Annotated in this window: 12 protein-coding genes; all 12 read right to left on the minus strand. The window is 63.3% G+C overall.

Annotated elements, in window-relative coordinates; all coding sequences use genetic code 11:
- Positions 1–180 precede the first annotated feature (180 nt).
- The 12 genes from FJ490_RS32325 to FJ490_RS32930 all read right to left on the minus strand — a co-directional run bounded on the left by FJ490_RS32325 (position 181) and on the right by FJ490_RS32930 (position 13,153).
- Positions 181–921 (minus strand): AprI/Inh family metalloprotease inhibitor, encoded by a 741-nt coding sequence (locus tag FJ490_RS32325; protein ID WP_140501010.1) that lies wholly within the window; start codon positions 919–921, stop codon positions 181–183.
- A 51-nt stretch (positions 922–972) separates the two neighbouring features.
- The gene (gene csgH, locus FJ490_RS32330) at positions 973–1,350 is read right to left on the minus strand and encodes a curli-like amyloid fiber formation chaperone CsgH (RefSeq protein WP_140501008.1); all 378 of its coding nucleotides are present in this window, start codon (positions 1,348–1,350) and stop codon (positions 973–975) included.
- A 2-nt stretch (positions 1,351–1,352) separates the two neighbouring features.
- A complete protein-coding gene (locus FJ490_RS32335) occupies positions 1,353–2,048 on the minus strand; it encodes a hypothetical protein (RefSeq protein WP_140501006.1) in 696 nt (231 codons plus the stop codon).
- A gap of 26 nt (positions 2,049–2,074) precedes the next feature.
- The gene (locus FJ490_RS32340) at positions 2,075–2,569 is read right to left on the minus strand and encodes a hypothetical protein (RefSeq protein WP_181165453.1); all 495 of its coding nucleotides are present in this window, start codon (positions 2,567–2,569) and stop codon (positions 2,075–2,077) included.
- Positions 2,570–2,836: 267 nt separating this feature from the next.
- Positions 2,837–4,033 (minus strand): CsgG/HfaB family protein, encoded by a 1,197-nt coding sequence (locus FJ490_RS32345; RefSeq protein ID WP_181165454.1) that lies wholly within the window; start codon positions 4,031–4,033, stop codon positions 2,837–2,839.
- A gap of 56 nt (positions 4,034–4,089) precedes the next feature.
- Positions 4,090–4,671: a curli assembly protein CsgF gene (locus FJ490_RS32350; protein WP_210239494.1), complete on the minus strand. Its 582-nt coding sequence runs from the start codon at positions 4,669–4,671 to the stop codon at positions 4,090–4,092.
- A 184-nt stretch (positions 4,672–4,855) separates the two neighbouring features.
- Positions 4,856–7,036, minus strand: coding sequence for a hypothetical protein (locus FJ490_RS32355; protein ID WP_140729611.1), 2,181 nt, complete (start codon positions 7,034–7,036; stop codon positions 4,856–4,858).
- Between the two features lie 75 nt (positions 7,037–7,111).
- Positions 7,112–9,277, minus strand: coding sequence for a hypothetical protein (locus FJ490_RS32360; protein ID WP_140729612.1), 2,166 nt, complete (start codon positions 9,275–9,277; stop codon positions 7,112–7,114).
- Between the two features lie 222 nt (positions 9,278–9,499).
- Positions 9,500–10,498: a TRAP transporter substrate-binding protein gene (locus FJ490_RS32365; protein ID WP_140525785.1), complete on the minus strand. Its 999-nt coding sequence runs from the start codon at positions 10,496–10,498 to the stop codon at positions 9,500–9,502.
- Between the two features lie 306 nt (positions 10,499–10,804).
- A complete protein-coding gene (locus FJ490_RS32370) occupies positions 10,805–11,776 on the minus strand; it encodes a cupin domain-containing protein (RefSeq protein ID WP_140500993.1) in 972 nt (323 codons plus the stop codon).
- 262 nt (positions 11,777–12,038) lie between these two features.
- Entirely contained in the window at positions 12,039–12,923 is an 885-nt protein-coding gene (locus FJ490_RS32375) for a 2-hydroxyacid dehydrogenase (RefSeq protein ID WP_140633757.1), read from the minus strand.
- A gap of 32 nt (positions 12,924–12,955) precedes the next feature.
- A complete protein-coding gene (locus FJ490_RS32930) occupies positions 12,956–13,153 on the minus strand; it encodes a hypothetical protein (RefSeq protein ID WP_140646492.1) in 198 nt (65 codons plus the stop codon).
- Positions 13,154–13,366: the final 213 nt, after the last annotated feature.

Raw genomic sequence — 13,366 nt, forward strand, 5'->3', positions numbered from 1 at the left:
TTGCTCTCCTTGCAAAGGGCCGAAAGTGTAACCCATCTATCCGGAATGAACTGTCACCCATCTCTCGGGAAGGGCACCTAAGCCGCTGATTTTCCTGAAGCGTTATTTTCCAAGGGTTTGACCCACCTCGACTGTCATACACGCTGTGATACAGTCGAGGAATGGACGACATGCGCAAGATTAGCCGCCCTGCTTGGGGCAAGAGTTGTCGAAGGTGACGATGGCCCAGCGGTTCTGGCGCAAGGCCAACTTGCGCATCCATCCGGTCCTCTCCCCGAACTTGGCGCGGCACCAGGCGCCGTCGGTCGCCGTCATGCACAGTTCGGTCGTGACGCAGGTTTGCGACGGAACCACGCCGACCACCTCAGCGTCGTCGCGCGCCTCGGCGCGGACGTTCAGGTTAACCAGGACCTGGACGCTGGCGCCTTCCGGCGCGGGAGGCGCGGCCTGTGCCGCATCCGCGCACTTGCTGGTGAAGCCCGAATAGAAGCAGCCCCCGGCCCGCTTGGCAGTCTTGAGCATGGCCGCCGTTCCGGCAACACCGACCTTCTCGAAGATCAGGGGAGCGCCCGATACGCTGGTGCCGCTGATCCGCCGCTGGTTGCCGCCAAGACGGGCGATCACCGCTCCGGCCGCATCGAACAGGGCCATCTGACCCTCGCTCACGCCCCAGGAACTGACCAGAGCGGCATCGCCGCGGCAGCCCAGCCCCTTAATGGCGAAGCGGCCGTTCGCATCGGCTGTCGACCCCAGCGCCATGTGGCAAGTTGAGGGAAGGTTGGAATAGCGCGCATCGACGAGCTGCCAGGTGCCGCTGAATGCCTGAACGAACTGGTCCACGGACTGCGCCCGTACCACCGTGGCCGGGAACGACATGCCCGCCACGGCCAGAACGACGGTCAAAAATCTCGCAACCTTCATGATGCCCTCTCCGCTGCGCAAAAGTCGAAAATTAGGGAGCTAGCGACTTCCTCAGGGCTCGCCCGCCGAAACCTCGGCCTGGCCGACGACCCTGCCGTCCTGCCGGAGAACAACCCTGATGGAGATGTGGTCGCCCTTGGCGAGAGACAGCGCAGTCCTGGCTATGTCCTGGGATTGGCCGGCGGAGAGCCTCAGTGTGCGGTTCTGGCGCGTGGTCATCGTGCCCGAGCCGCCCGTCCGGTCGATCTCAACCGAGCCCTCGATCTCCACAACGCCAAGGCCGACGGCCGATGCAGTGATCTGGACCCCGGCGCCCGTGGGCACAATGGCGATGGAGGGGACCGCGACGGCGCCTCCGTGCTGCGCCACCGCGCCGCCTGCACCGCAGGCGGCGGCAAGACCCACGACGAGTGCAGCCGCGCCGCGCATCGCTAGAAACCGGTCTGGGTGATCGAAACTGTTCCCGGCGCCGTCGAGAACACCTGCATGCCTGTCACGCCGACCGGGCTAAGATTGTTGCCGTTCTGCGTGATGGTCACGGCGGTGTTGGCCGCCACGGACGTGGAGAAGGTGTTGCCGTTGCCGTTCTGAACTATCTCGCCGCTGCCACCAGAACCCACGGTGAGTGAGTTGGCATTGCCGCTGCCGTTCTGCACGATCAGACCGGTTGCGCCACCGCCTACGGTCAGCGATGCATCGTTGCCATCGCCGAGCTGCAGGACGGCGCCAAGGGAATCGGCTCCAAATGCGCTCAACTGAGCCGAATTGCCCAACGTCCCGCCAGCCGAATTGTCCTGGAGAAGAAACAACTGACCACCATCGCCTTCGATGGTCAGCGTTGCGGTGTTGCCCTGGCCTGTCTGAAGCGCGGACGGCGCAGTCGCCTGGTCCATCCGGTACAGGTCGCCGACAGCAAGCGTGCCGCCGAGCGCGTTATCCATCATCTGCTGCGTCGGGCCGGCGACAAGCGAACCGGTGGCGCGCGACTGGTCTGACGACAGGACGTTTCCCTCGAGCGCGCCAGGAGGGCTGGTCTGGATGATCTTCAGGACGTTATTGTCGCCAGCAAAGGCCGGAGAGGAACATAAGACGAGAGCGCTCGCCAGAACAGCCGTAGATTTGCGCATGATGCGAACAAGCTCCCTGTGTTGCGTCACCAGGATGTCTGCGAGACGCTGACCGTATTGCCGTTTCCGGACTGTGAAAATCCCACGACGTTATTTCTTCCGGATTGGGTGACGGCTGCCTGATTTGCCATGCCCGAGATCGAGGCTGTAAGCCGGTCGCCGCTGCCCTCCTGCGCGAAAGCGAAGAGATTGTAGCTGCCGGTTACGCTGGCGATGATGTGGTCGTCGAATCCGCTCTGTGTGATCGAACCGGGCGTGAGGCCAGCCGAGAGGATCGCTCCGATGAAGGACGGGCCAAGCGGGCCGCCGTTGAAATCGCTCTCGATGTTGACGTCGATCACGTTCGCCGCGCCGAGACCGTGGTGGGCCTGAAGAACGGACACCGCATTGAGGCTGCCGCTCACGCCGAGCATGAGCGAATTGGACAACCCGTGCTGGGCCAGGATAACCAGTTCGTTGCCGGCCTGGGCAGGCGCCGACGCCAAGACGACGCCCGCAACAAAGACAGAATGCAGATTCATTGTTACAGTCCCCTCGTAATGTGGGGAGATCATCGCAAGTGCTGCCTAATATCCGGGCCTCGGGATCGATCAAAGTTGAAGCAACGTCGCTTTCTCCGGTCCGACCGAAGACAAGGTCATTGCTGGAGCACGACGGCGCTCTGCCAGAACCAGCCTGAGGCGCCACGCCACCGAACTGGTTGCTGTCGCCGTGCACCGACGCCAGGAGGGTAAGCGCCGCGCCGCCCTTTGCGTTGGAGAACGGATTGAGAGGGTCCATGAGCATCGTCAACGCACCGGCGCTATCGAGGCCACATAGTCACGTTGCCGGGCCGCCTTCGGAGTCGCGGCAGGGTTTGGCGCCGTCGCCGCGCCGGCGACCGCAGGCGAAGCCTCGGGAACGGCCACGCCCGGCTCAAGCGAGCCGACGGTTTCGTCCGGCGCTGCGGGAGGCGGAGCCACGGGAACGGGCGCGCCCGGCGGCGGAGCCGCCAGGGCCGGAGTCGTGCGTCGCGGCGCAGCCGCCGCGCGCGGCCATGCGGCTGTCGTCTCGACGACGTCCGCGGCGTTGCGTGTCTTGGGCGGCGGCACGATTTCAGCGGCCGCGGTCAGCTTGGTGCCATACTTCTCGTTGCGGTAGTCGGCTATCAGCTCGCGTCCTGCATCCCGGTCCTCGAACGACCAGACACCGAGTTCGGCGCCCTCGATGATCATACCCATCACCGCCTTCTCGATGGCCTGCTGCACGGCGATCTGCTTGGGCTCGTTCTGGGTGACGCCCGCCTCAGCCTCGAGGATCTTGTCCAGGGCGACATAGCGGAATGCACCGCCCTGCAGCGCGTAGGAGGCGATCATCTTGTGAACCGCCACGCTGGACAGCACCTCTCCCGTGTTCGTCGAAACGGCCCGCAATGTGACGGTCACAGTGTCCTGCTGCCACTTCACATCGCCGCCGATGCCCAGGTAGCGCGCGCCGATGCCGCCCGTCATGGTGTTGGTGTCGTAACCGGTGATTCCGCCCTGGAGGATGATGCCCGCGTGATCGAGCGGCGGCAGGACCCGCGCGTCGATACGCTGCTCGTTGCGGTAGAGCCGCCGCATCTCGGTGACGATCTGCCGTTCCTTGAGCAGGTCGTCAAGGCGGGCACGGTCGAGCACAGTGAACCAGCGCTTCTCGCCAGCATCCTGCAAGGCCTTGATCAGCATGGGCGCACCGCCCTGGGTGACAGCCCGCGACAGGGTCTGGACGTTCTCGCGTTCCTTGTACTGGCCGGTGAGATCGGGGAAATCGTAGACGGCGACGGTAATTCGCTTCGAGGGGGCCGGGATGGTGCGCAGGCTGTGGCTCTGCTTCGTCACAGGCGTATAAACAGGCTGCAGAACGCCTTCGGTCGGCACCGCTTGGCATCCGCCAAGCACTGACACGAGTGCGCCTACGACGGCGACCCTTGCGATCTTTGTCCCAAAGCGCCGGCTTTTCGGCATGTCGCCCTCCCGTGAGGCCGCTGCCCGCACTCGCACTGATCCATCCCGCATCGAAATCAATTGAGCCCCGGGCTGAGCGACGTGCTCGACGTCAGGTCGCCGCTCAGGGCGCCGGTGTTCAATCCGCCGGACAGAGCGTTGCCCGACTCCAGGCCACCAGCGCCCTGCATGAGGGAATTCACGGTGTTGTTTGTCGCGACCAGCAGGGGCACCACGATCTCGGTGACGCCGGTCGGGTCAGTGATGATCAGCCGGATCGAATCGACGGTCCGCTCGAAGGTGACGGTCGTCTCACCGAAACGGACCGTACCCGAGTCCTGGGGATTGTCACCGAAGATCGCCTCGGTAACCTGACTCGCGAGCCCCGAAAGCAGGCGGCTCTGGAGCTGGCGGATGAAGAGGTCCGCGTCGGTGGAGCCCGGATCGCTCGGATCCGTCGAATCCGTGCCCGGGCCTGGCGTGCGGGCCGTGGCCGTACGCTGGGCGTTGGCGAGGCCGAGCAGGTGAGACGAATTCAGCGGGCTGCCGCCGAAGGAGGGGTTGACCGGAGTGTAAACCATATCCTGAGCGACCGAACCGCCCGCGGCAGCCAGAACAACGCCAGCGGTCAGAAGCGCCGCACAAGCAGTCTTCATCATCTCATCTCCCCCAACACCTTGCGAATGAAAACCGCCATAACGGCGTTTCTTGCAAACACTTCCAGGCACCGTTTCCGCCACCCTGCCGCTTTTCCCCAACGTACATGGCAGGATCGCTATTTGCGCCTGCGCCCGCCCTCACTGCGCTTTTTACGGAACGTGCTGACGGGGCCGCCCGGCGACCCTACTGCGAGACGCCAATGCTGTTTGAGCTGCCGATCTGGCTGAACGATGCATAGTTGCTGTTCCCCGCCTGGACGATCGCGACCTCGTTGCCGGTTCCCATGGTCGACCCGTCGATCGTGTTGCCGCCGCCGATCTGGGCGAAGGCGAACTGGTGCAGATTACCGACGACGTCATAGGTCAGGCTATTGCCCGACAGCGCCGAGGACGAGTCCTGAAGCGCCCTGCCCGCCACGAGTTGACCGCCAGACGTGCTGACCAGCAATCCCGCGGCGCCGGTCAGGCTGCCACTGCCGTTCGAGTCCCCCTGGAAGGTCATGCTGACCGTATTGAAGCTGCCGTTCTGGTCGATCGCTACATCGTTCTGGTCGCCGAAGATGTCGACAGAGCCGGTATTCACGTCTCCTGTCTGACTCAGCGTGACCTCGTTGGCATTGCCGTTCGCCAGCGCCACCGCGTCGTTGAAGGTGCCGTCCTGATCGACGTCGAACTGGTTGCCGTCCCCGTAGATCTCGATGAGCGCGCTGTTGATGGCGCCGTCCTGGGCGAGCGTTGCGCCGTTGAGGTTTCCGGTGACGACCATCCCGCCCGTATTGCTGCCCTCCTGGTCGACCGCCACGTCGTTCTGGTCGCCCTGGATGTCGACTGTCGCTTCGTTGGAGCCGGCCGCGCCGAGTTGATCGACGACAAGGTTGTTGCTGTTTCCATCGACGCGGATCCCGGCTTCATTACCGAAGGAGGAGATGGCTTCCTGGTCGAGCGAAACGACGTTGAGGTTTCCGGTGACGAACACCTCGCCCGTATTGCTGCCGTCCTGGTCCACCGCCACGGCGTTCTCGTCGCCGAGAATGTCGACGGTCCCGTAGTTGCTGCCGATCACGCCCAGCTGGTCGAGCGAAATCGTGTTGGCGTTCCCGTCGACGTCGATCTCGCCGACATTGCCGAACGAAGCGAGGCTGTCCTGGTTCAGGACCACCGCATTGTCGTCGCTGCTGCCGGCGGTCCGGGATCCGATCAGGACCTCGCCGAGATTGGCGATTCCGATCTGGCTCAGTGTAAGTTCGTTGGAGTTGCCGTTCGCAAACGCCAGCGCCTCGTTTGCCTCGCCAATCTGGGCAATGCCGAACTGGTTGCTGTCTCCGCGGATCTCGAGTTCGGCGCTGTTGACGTCGCCTTCCTGCGATACCGCGACCTGATTGGCACTTCCGTCCACAGTGCCGACGATCCGGTTACCCAGCCCGTCCTGGACGAAGCCGAACAGGTTGCCGTCGCCGGTCGCGACATAGCTCAGGTCGTTGCCTTCCCCGGTCTGGCGAATGCGCGACTGGGAGATCCCCACGCCCAGCGCCACCCCGGTGAAGACGCCGGACGTCACCCCGTTGCCGGCACCCGAGAAGGTCAGCCTCGCGGTGTTGTCCAGGGCGCCGGTGTTGGTCTGGCTCAGCTCGCGAATCTGGTTGCCATTGCCGCCGCCCTGGGTCACCGACCCGACGTTCGTGCCGCCGCTCGAGGCGCTGTTGATCTGCGTCGCCGTGTAGACGAGCTGGGAATTGCCAGTCTGGTTGACGGTCAGCTGGTTGCCGAAGCCGGTCTGGTGCGCGCCACTGCCGTCATTGCGCGGGCCGCTGCTGGTGTTGCCCACGCGCGAAGACTGGCCGGTCTGGGTGATGGTGACGTCGTTGGAACCGTCCGCGGCGCCGCCGGTGAAGGTCTGCCGCAAGTTGGAGACGCGTGCCGACCAGCCGCCGTTCTGGGTGATCGTTGCGTTGTTGGAAGAGGTCGTCGCAGACGTGCCGCCATTCTGCTGCACCTCGAAGACGGCCTGGTTGGCACCCGTCTGATCGATTCGCAGATAGTTGGAGTTTCCGATCTGGTCGATGCCAAGACCCGCCTGGTCGCCCGGCGCTCCTGCCCGGTTGATCTGGTTGCGCGGCGGGCTGTTCACGTTCGAGTCATGCGTCTGGTTGATGATCAGCTCGTTGTCGGTGCCGTCCTGCCGGATTCGCTGCGTCGTATGTCCGGCTCTGTTGCCGACGGCTGAACCGTTCGACTGGCCCTGGACGATGGAGGCCGAGTTACCGTCGCCGATCTGGTCGATATAGGCCTCGTTCTCGCCTGCGAGTGCCGCCCCCATGAGAAGTCCGACCGCCGTGGTGGTCGCAAGTGTCAGCTTGAATGTCATCGTGTAACCCCTGTCACGCGGTTGAATGTTGCTCGAAGACGTCGGCCGGGCGGCTTCCCGCCCGGCCGATAGTGCTTACTGCGAGACTGAGAGGCTGTTCGAGCCGCCACCGTTCTGGGTGAACGACGTCACGTTGTTCGACCCGTTCTGCAACACGGCAACCTGGTTTCCATCGGATGCGCCGGCGTTGCCGACGAGGCCGGTGATGGAGTTGCCGCCACCGATCTGAGCAAAGGCGAACTGGTTCAGATTGCCGATGACCTCATAGGTCAGGCTGTTCCCCGTCAGGGCCGAGGACGAGTCCTGAAGAGCCCTGCCCGCCATGAGGAGGCCGCCAGAGCTGCCGGCCAGAGCTCCCGCAGCGCCAGTCAAGCCGTTCGCGCCGTTCGTGTCACCCTGGAAGGTGATGAGGGCCGTGTTGAAGCTGCCAACCTGGCTGATCAGCGCTTCGTTGCCATTGCCGGTCGCCAGGCCCAGCGCATCGTTCAACGTGCCGGACTGGACCACCGCCAGCTCGTTGCTGTCTCCGAGGATCTCGATCTGCCCGTTGTTGGAGTCGCCGGTCTGGTCGAGCGATGCGGTGTTGAGGTTTCCGACCACCGACACCAAGCCCTCGTTCCTGCCGACCTGGTCGACCGCGACGTGGTTCGTGTCGCCGAAGACGTCGGCGAGCACGTTGTTGCCGTAATCGAGACTGGTCACGCCGAGCTGGTCGACGGAAATCGTGTTGGTGTTTCCATCGACGAGAATCTCGGCTTGATTGCCGAACGAGGCGCCGCTGTCCTGGTTCAGAGCCACGACATTGTCGTCGCTGCCGCCGTTCCGGTCGCCGACCAGGATCTGGCCGATATTGGTGCCTCCCGTCTGGCTCATCGTGACGTCGTTGGCGTTGCCGGTCGCCCGCGCCGTCGCCTCGTTGTAATCGCCGGACTGGTCAACGTCGAACTCGTTGTCGTCCCCGATGATCTCGAGCAGCGCGCTGTTGACGGCGCCGTCCTGGTCCAGCGTTGCGTCGTTGGCGTTTCCGACGACGTACACGTCGCTCTGATTGCTGCCGTTCTGGTCGACAGCCAGGTCGTTGTCGTCGCCCTGGACGTCGACGGCCGCCTCATTGTAGCCGATCGCGCCGAGCTGATCGACCGACACCGTATTGCCGTTTCCGTCGACCAGGATCTCGGCTTCATTGCCGAACGAGGAGCCGGTGTCCTGGTTCAGAACCACCAGGTTCTCGTTGCTGGCGCCATCCCGGTCTCCGATCGCGATCCGACCGATATTCGCGTCGCCCGTCTGGCCCACCGCGAACTCGTTGGCGTTGCCGGTCGCCCGAGCCACCGCGTCGTTCCCCGAGCCGGACTGGTCGATGCCGAACTGGTTGCCGTCACCGAGGATGTCGAGCAGCAGGCTGTTGCCGTTGCCTTCCTGCTTGATCAAGCCTTGCGTCACCGAGGACGAGGTGCTGACAAAGGTGCCGAAGCCGGTCGTGCCGTTCGAGTTGCCGACCTGCGACGCTTCCGCGGTGTTGCCATCGCCGACCTGCGACCCGTCGATCGCGTTGCCGTCGCCGTCCTGGCTCATGGCCGTCGCATTGCCCTGGCCGTTCTGGAGCGAGGCGCCGATGCGGTTGCCTGCCCCGGTCTGGCTCAGGTTGGCGTCGTTGCCGCCGCCGGTCTGCATCACCCCGCCGCTGACGGAGTCAGCGTTGCCGGTGCCGATGATGTTGCCGCCGGCGCCTTCGCTGGTCTGGGTGATCGCCACAGTGTTGGCAGCACCCGAGACATGCGTCTGTGCGATGCCGGTGACGGTGGAGAGCCCATCCACAGGCTCGCCCGAAGCGGTCTGCTGGGTGACGGTCGCGCTGTTGAGCCTCCCCGAGCCGCTTGCGCTGCTCTGGTTGATCTGGTTGACGCGGTTGCCGTCGGAAAGCTGGTCGATGACCAGCACATTGCCGTCGCCTGTCTGGTCGAGGCCGGTGCCGCGGGTACCCACCTGGTTGCGGTTGCCGGCCTGCCCGACATCGAGGTTGTTACCCGAGCCGTTCTGGCTGGCCGCGTCCGTCGCGGTGCCGACTTCGTTCTCGTCGCCGGGACCCTGGACCACCATGCCAGTGTTGCCGCTGCCCGTCTGCGAGACGTTAGCGAAGTTGTCGTCGGCCCAGGCCGGCGCAGACACCAGCGCCATCGCCGTCGCGGCCAGAAGTGTCGAAGCGAAACGTTTGGATGAGAGTAGTGCCGTCTTCTTCATTTTGATTATCCCCAACTAGAGTGAGAGATGTCGATGCCGGTCGCGCCCGGATGCCGGAAGCCGGATTGGAGCGCGGGGGCATCGTCAATTTGTTGAACCTTGGCGTCTGCGACGTGTCGTAAGCCGCGCACACTGCTTGCGGCTTCAAACTGACTCGGACGCACGATGCTTCTGCAAATGGACGCCGGAGCAGGCGAACCTGGCTCCGGCGCCATAAGACCTCTATGGCTTGGCAACTGCCGCCATAGCGGCGCGCGCCTGCTCGACCAGATCGACGCCGATCTTTTCGCTGTACTCTTTCACGACAGGCGCAACGCGTTCGGTCATGGCTGCGAGCGCTTCAGGCGTGGGTTGGGAAATCTCGAAGCCCTTCGCCGCGAGCTCCGCCTCCAATTTCCCTGCCTCCTTGCGAGAAAGATCCCGTTGGAAGGCTGCCGATTCCTTCGCAGCTTCCATGACGGCTGCCTTGTCCTCCTCGGAGAGGCTTCCAAACCATTTCTGGCTCGCGAGAAGAACAAACGGCGTATAGACATGGCCCGTCTTGGTCAGATACTTCTGCACCTCATAGAACCTTGCGGTGTAGATAAGAGCGTACGGCGTCTCCTGGGCATCGACGGCGCCATTTTCGAGCGCGCTGTACAGCTCAGGCCAAGGAAGCGGCGTCGGATTGGTTCCCAAAGCCGTCCAGGTCGCAATGAACAACGGGTTGGGTATGACGCGGATGTTGATCCCTGCCATATCGTCCACCGTTTTGACGGGACGAACCTTGTTGGTCATGTGGCGGAAGCCGTTGTCCCACCACGCCAGACCGACGATGCCGGTCTTTTCCTTCAGCTGTGCAAACAGCTGCTCGCCGACCGCGCCGTCCATGACGGCATCGACCGCGGCGAAGTCCTTGTAGAAAAACGGAAGATCGTAGATCATGAATTGCGGAACGACGCCGACCAGGTTGGGCGTGGGGCCAACCATGATATCGATGAAGCCGGCCTGAACCGACGCCTGCATCTCGGGCTCGCTGCCGAGCACGCCATTTCCGAACGTGTCGATCTTGATGCGCCCGCCCGTCTTCTCTTCCACCAGCTTCGCAAAATAGCGCGAAGCCTGTCCGACCGGATGGTCTTCCGTAGGCACGTAGCCCAGGCGCGGGTTCTGAGCCATGGCCGGAGCGGCGGCCAAGAGCCCTCCCAGCAGCGCCGCAGTCAGAAACAATACTTTCTTCATAGTTCAACCTCCCAAGAATTGGTTCAAAGGAACCAGAATGCAGGAACTGCAACCACTAAGGAACAGGACCGGCGGTACGAGAATGGCCTATTCGGCCAAGACTAACGATATGGCGTCCCTGGCTGCTGAAGCGGACGGTACGCCGCTTCTGCTACGGCGCCGACGAGCCTCCGACGGGCGGTGTGATCAATTCTACGGCCACGATGAACGCGCCCCCGCGAATACACCCCGGCCGATGCTCCCCCGCGCCAAAGTCAGGTCAGACCAACGGCCCGCCCTCACGATGAGGACGGGCCACCGGCAACATCAATCAAGCCATCCCTTGCCCGAGATCGGGGGCATCGGTGGGTTGGGCTGGCTGGCAGTCGGCGGCCAGTTATGCGTACCGGTCGGGAAGGGATTGATGGCAATCCGCGTGTCACTCCCCGGACAATAGTTCGCCGCCGAGTGCCACCGGCCGGCCGGGACATAGACAATGTCGCCGGCCTCCGAGACGAAGCCCGGCAGGCCTTCGAGGTTGTATTGGATCTGACCTTCCATGATGAACCAGAATTCACCATAGTTGATGTGCCTGTGTCCGAGCGCCGTGGGGGACTGCATATTGCAGTTGAACGCCTGGCCGCGGATGGCGTTAACGAACAAGCCAGGGGCGGTTACGAATGCGCCGCCCGAGGGCGAAGCAAGGAAATCCCTGAAAGTAGAATTGCCTGTCCCAAGGGCTTCTGCACCCGGATCCTGTCGCGTCAACGCCCAGGTCATCCCCGGCTGCGGCTTAGGCAAGGTTGCCGCCGCCTGCGGGTAAGTGATCTTGGCGTCCGCGGTGAAGACCTCGAAGTGCAAGGACGGCACCGCGCCGACGTTCTTCATCTGGAACTGCGTGCGCGCGGGGACCTGGACCATAAAGCCTTTGGTGGCCGTAAACGGCGCCTCGCTCCCGATCGTGAACTCGACCGAACCTTCCCAGACAATGAAGGCCGCGCGAGTATCCGATATGAACATGGCCGGCGACTGATCACCGACCGCCAACTGAACCCATGAAGCCCGCAGGTGCGCGTCGCTGACGATCTCCTGGTGCCAAGTCTTGGACTGATTGGCGGGAGAAATCTTGGCGCGCACGTCGGCTATCGTCGTGTGCGGCTTGTTCGGGGCCTTGTATGGTGCCAGCGCCACCGGCTTTGGCGTCCAGGTGAACACCGTCTGTGCGAGCGCCGCGGTGGACGATACCGCCCCGATCGCCAGCGCGGCCACCACGGCCAATCCGCCTTTCCATAGGTTCATGAGAGTCACTCCTCCGTTTTCTGCTTGACCGATGGTGACACCGCGAATCTGACCGAAACCCCAAGCATCGACCGATCAGAAAAATCCACAATGTGGACGCGATGTCCAACAATGCATATTGGGCAGACTATTAATGGGTTGTCAACGCCTCACCGCGGCGCTTCAGGGCCTGTCGATCGGATGCTTGCCTGTTGGGTTAACGTGCATGGATCATAACGTCCGCTGACAGTGCAGGAGGCCTCGGCGGCTGATCGGAGGCTGTCTAGGGTACGGGTGTGATCGCCGCTCCACTCTGGAACCAGGCGATCACGTTCTGGGCCACGAGGTCCGCCATTGCGGTGCGCGTACTGACCGACGCGGACCCGATATGCGGCAGGATCGTCAGGTTATCGAGCGCCAGCAGGTCTTCGGAGACATTGGGTTCATCCGCGAGCACGTCGAGGCCGGCCGCCGCAATGGCTCCCGTGCGCAGGGCGCCGATCAGTGCATCCTCGTCCACGACGGTTCCGCGGCCTACATTGATGAACACGCCCTCGGGCCCGAGGGCGGACAGCACCTCGGCATTCACGCTGTTTGCGGTCGACGGGTCGCCCGGCACGATGGAGATGAGCACATCGACGGCACTGGCAAGTTCCAGCAGTGAAGAAAAGTAGTCGTACGCAACCCCCTCCGCCGGGCGCCGGCTGTGATAGGCAACAGGAAGCCCAAACGCTTCAACTCGTCGGGCGATGCAGCGACCGATCCGCCCCATTCCGTAGATGCCGACCCTGCGGTTCCGCAGTGTCAGACGGCTAAGCGGGTAGTCCGATGCTTTCCAGTGGCCCCCGCGAACGAAGGCTGCCGCCTTGGGTATCTCGCGCACGACGCTGATAAGGAGCCCCAACGTGAGATCGGCGACCTCCTCGTTCAGGACATCAGGGGTGTTCGTGACGACGATATTCTTGCTTCGTGCGTAGGCAGCATCCACCGCGTCGTAGCCGACGCCGTAGCTGGCGATGATCTCAAGGTTGGGAAGGGCGTCTATGAACTGCCGATCGATTCTGGCGCGACAGGCCACGCCACGAATTGACGCCCGCACCTCCGGGGACAAACGGGCGTGAATGTCACAGTCAGGGGTTTCGACCAGGCTGAAATGCGTTCCGAGCATGCAGCGGGCATGCTCGTGCATCCAGCCTGGTATCAACACGGTGGCGGCGGGTTTCGACAAAGGCTTTCCTTCCGGTTCGGGGTGTCACTGCCGGCACGAATGGCCGCAGGTGAATCAGGGTTTTCGCACGGGAGGCCTTTGGATTGCGCAATGCGCCGATAGTGAGCCGCGGACTTGATTTTGGCTTCGAGTTCGCGGCGGCTGGCCAGTTTCTCCAGCGCAATCGGCATGTCAGCGGTTCCTGTACCACGTCCTCCAAGGTCGCCATCGATGTGACCATAATGTGGTCAATCTGCCCAAACTTTGATAGGAGCCCGCGACCTCTTTGTCAAGGCGGCGGGAACGCCGTGTCGTAAGCAGATGAGTTGGGTATCGAACATATTCCAGCCTATTCCCCTGAAGCGCGAGGCCGCTCGGAGCGGATGTTCTCCACCTTGCAGGAT

The organism is Mesorhizobium sp. B2-5-11 (assembly GCF_006440835.1).
GTDB lineage: Bacteria > Pseudomonadota > Alphaproteobacteria > Rhizobiales > Rhizobiaceae > Mesorhizobium.

Excerpts from the sequence above, each read along its gene's own strand:
- FJ490_RS32360 (WP_140729612.1), bottom strand. The coding sequence starts at position 9,277 with ATGAAGAAGACGGCACTACTCTCATCCAAACGTTTCGCTTCGACACTT.
- FJ490_RS32355 (WP_140729611.1), bottom strand. The coding sequence starts at position 7,036 with ATGACATTCAAGCTGACACTTGCGACCACCACGGCGGTCGGACTTCTC.
- FJ490_RS32325 (WP_140501010.1), bottom strand. The coding sequence starts at position 921 with ATGAAGGTTGCGAGATTTTTGACCGTCGTTCTGGCCGTGGCGGGCATG.
- FJ490_RS32365 (WP_140525785.1), bottom strand. The coding sequence starts at position 10,498 with ATGAAGAAAGTATTGTTTCTGACTGCGGCGCTGCTGGGAGGGCTCTTG.
- FJ490_RS32350 (WP_210239494.1), bottom strand. The coding sequence starts at position 4,671 with ATGATGAAGACTGCTTGTGCGGCGCTTCTGACCGCTGGCGTTGTTCTG.
- FJ490_RS32345 (WP_181165454.1), bottom strand. The coding sequence starts at position 4,033 with ATGCCGAAAAGCCGGCGCTTTGGGACAAAGATCGCAAGGGTCGCCGTC.
- FJ490_RS32375 (WP_140633757.1), bottom strand. The coding sequence starts at position 12,923 with ATGCTCGGAACGCATTTCAGCCTGGTCGAAACCCCTGACTGTGACATT.
- FJ490_RS32370 (WP_140500993.1), bottom strand. The coding sequence starts at position 11,776 with ATGAACCTATGGAAAGGCGGATTGGCCGTGGTGGCCGCGCTGGCGATC.
- FJ490_RS32930 (WP_140646492.1), bottom strand. The coding sequence starts at position 13,153 with ATGCCGATTGCGCTGGAGAAACTGGCCAGCCGCCGCGAACTCGAAGCC.
- FJ490_RS32335 (WP_140501006.1), bottom strand. The coding sequence starts at position 2,048 with ATGCGCAAATCTACGGCTGTTCTGGCGAGCGCTCTCGTCTTATGTTCC.
- FJ490_RS32340 (WP_181165453.1), bottom strand. The coding sequence starts at position 2,569 with ATGAATCTGCATTCTGTCTTTGTTGCGGGCGTCGTCTTGGCGTCGGCG.
- csgH (WP_140501008.1), bottom strand. The coding sequence starts at position 1,350 with ATGCGCGGCGCGGCTGCACTCGTCGTGGGTCTTGCCGCCGCCTGCGGT.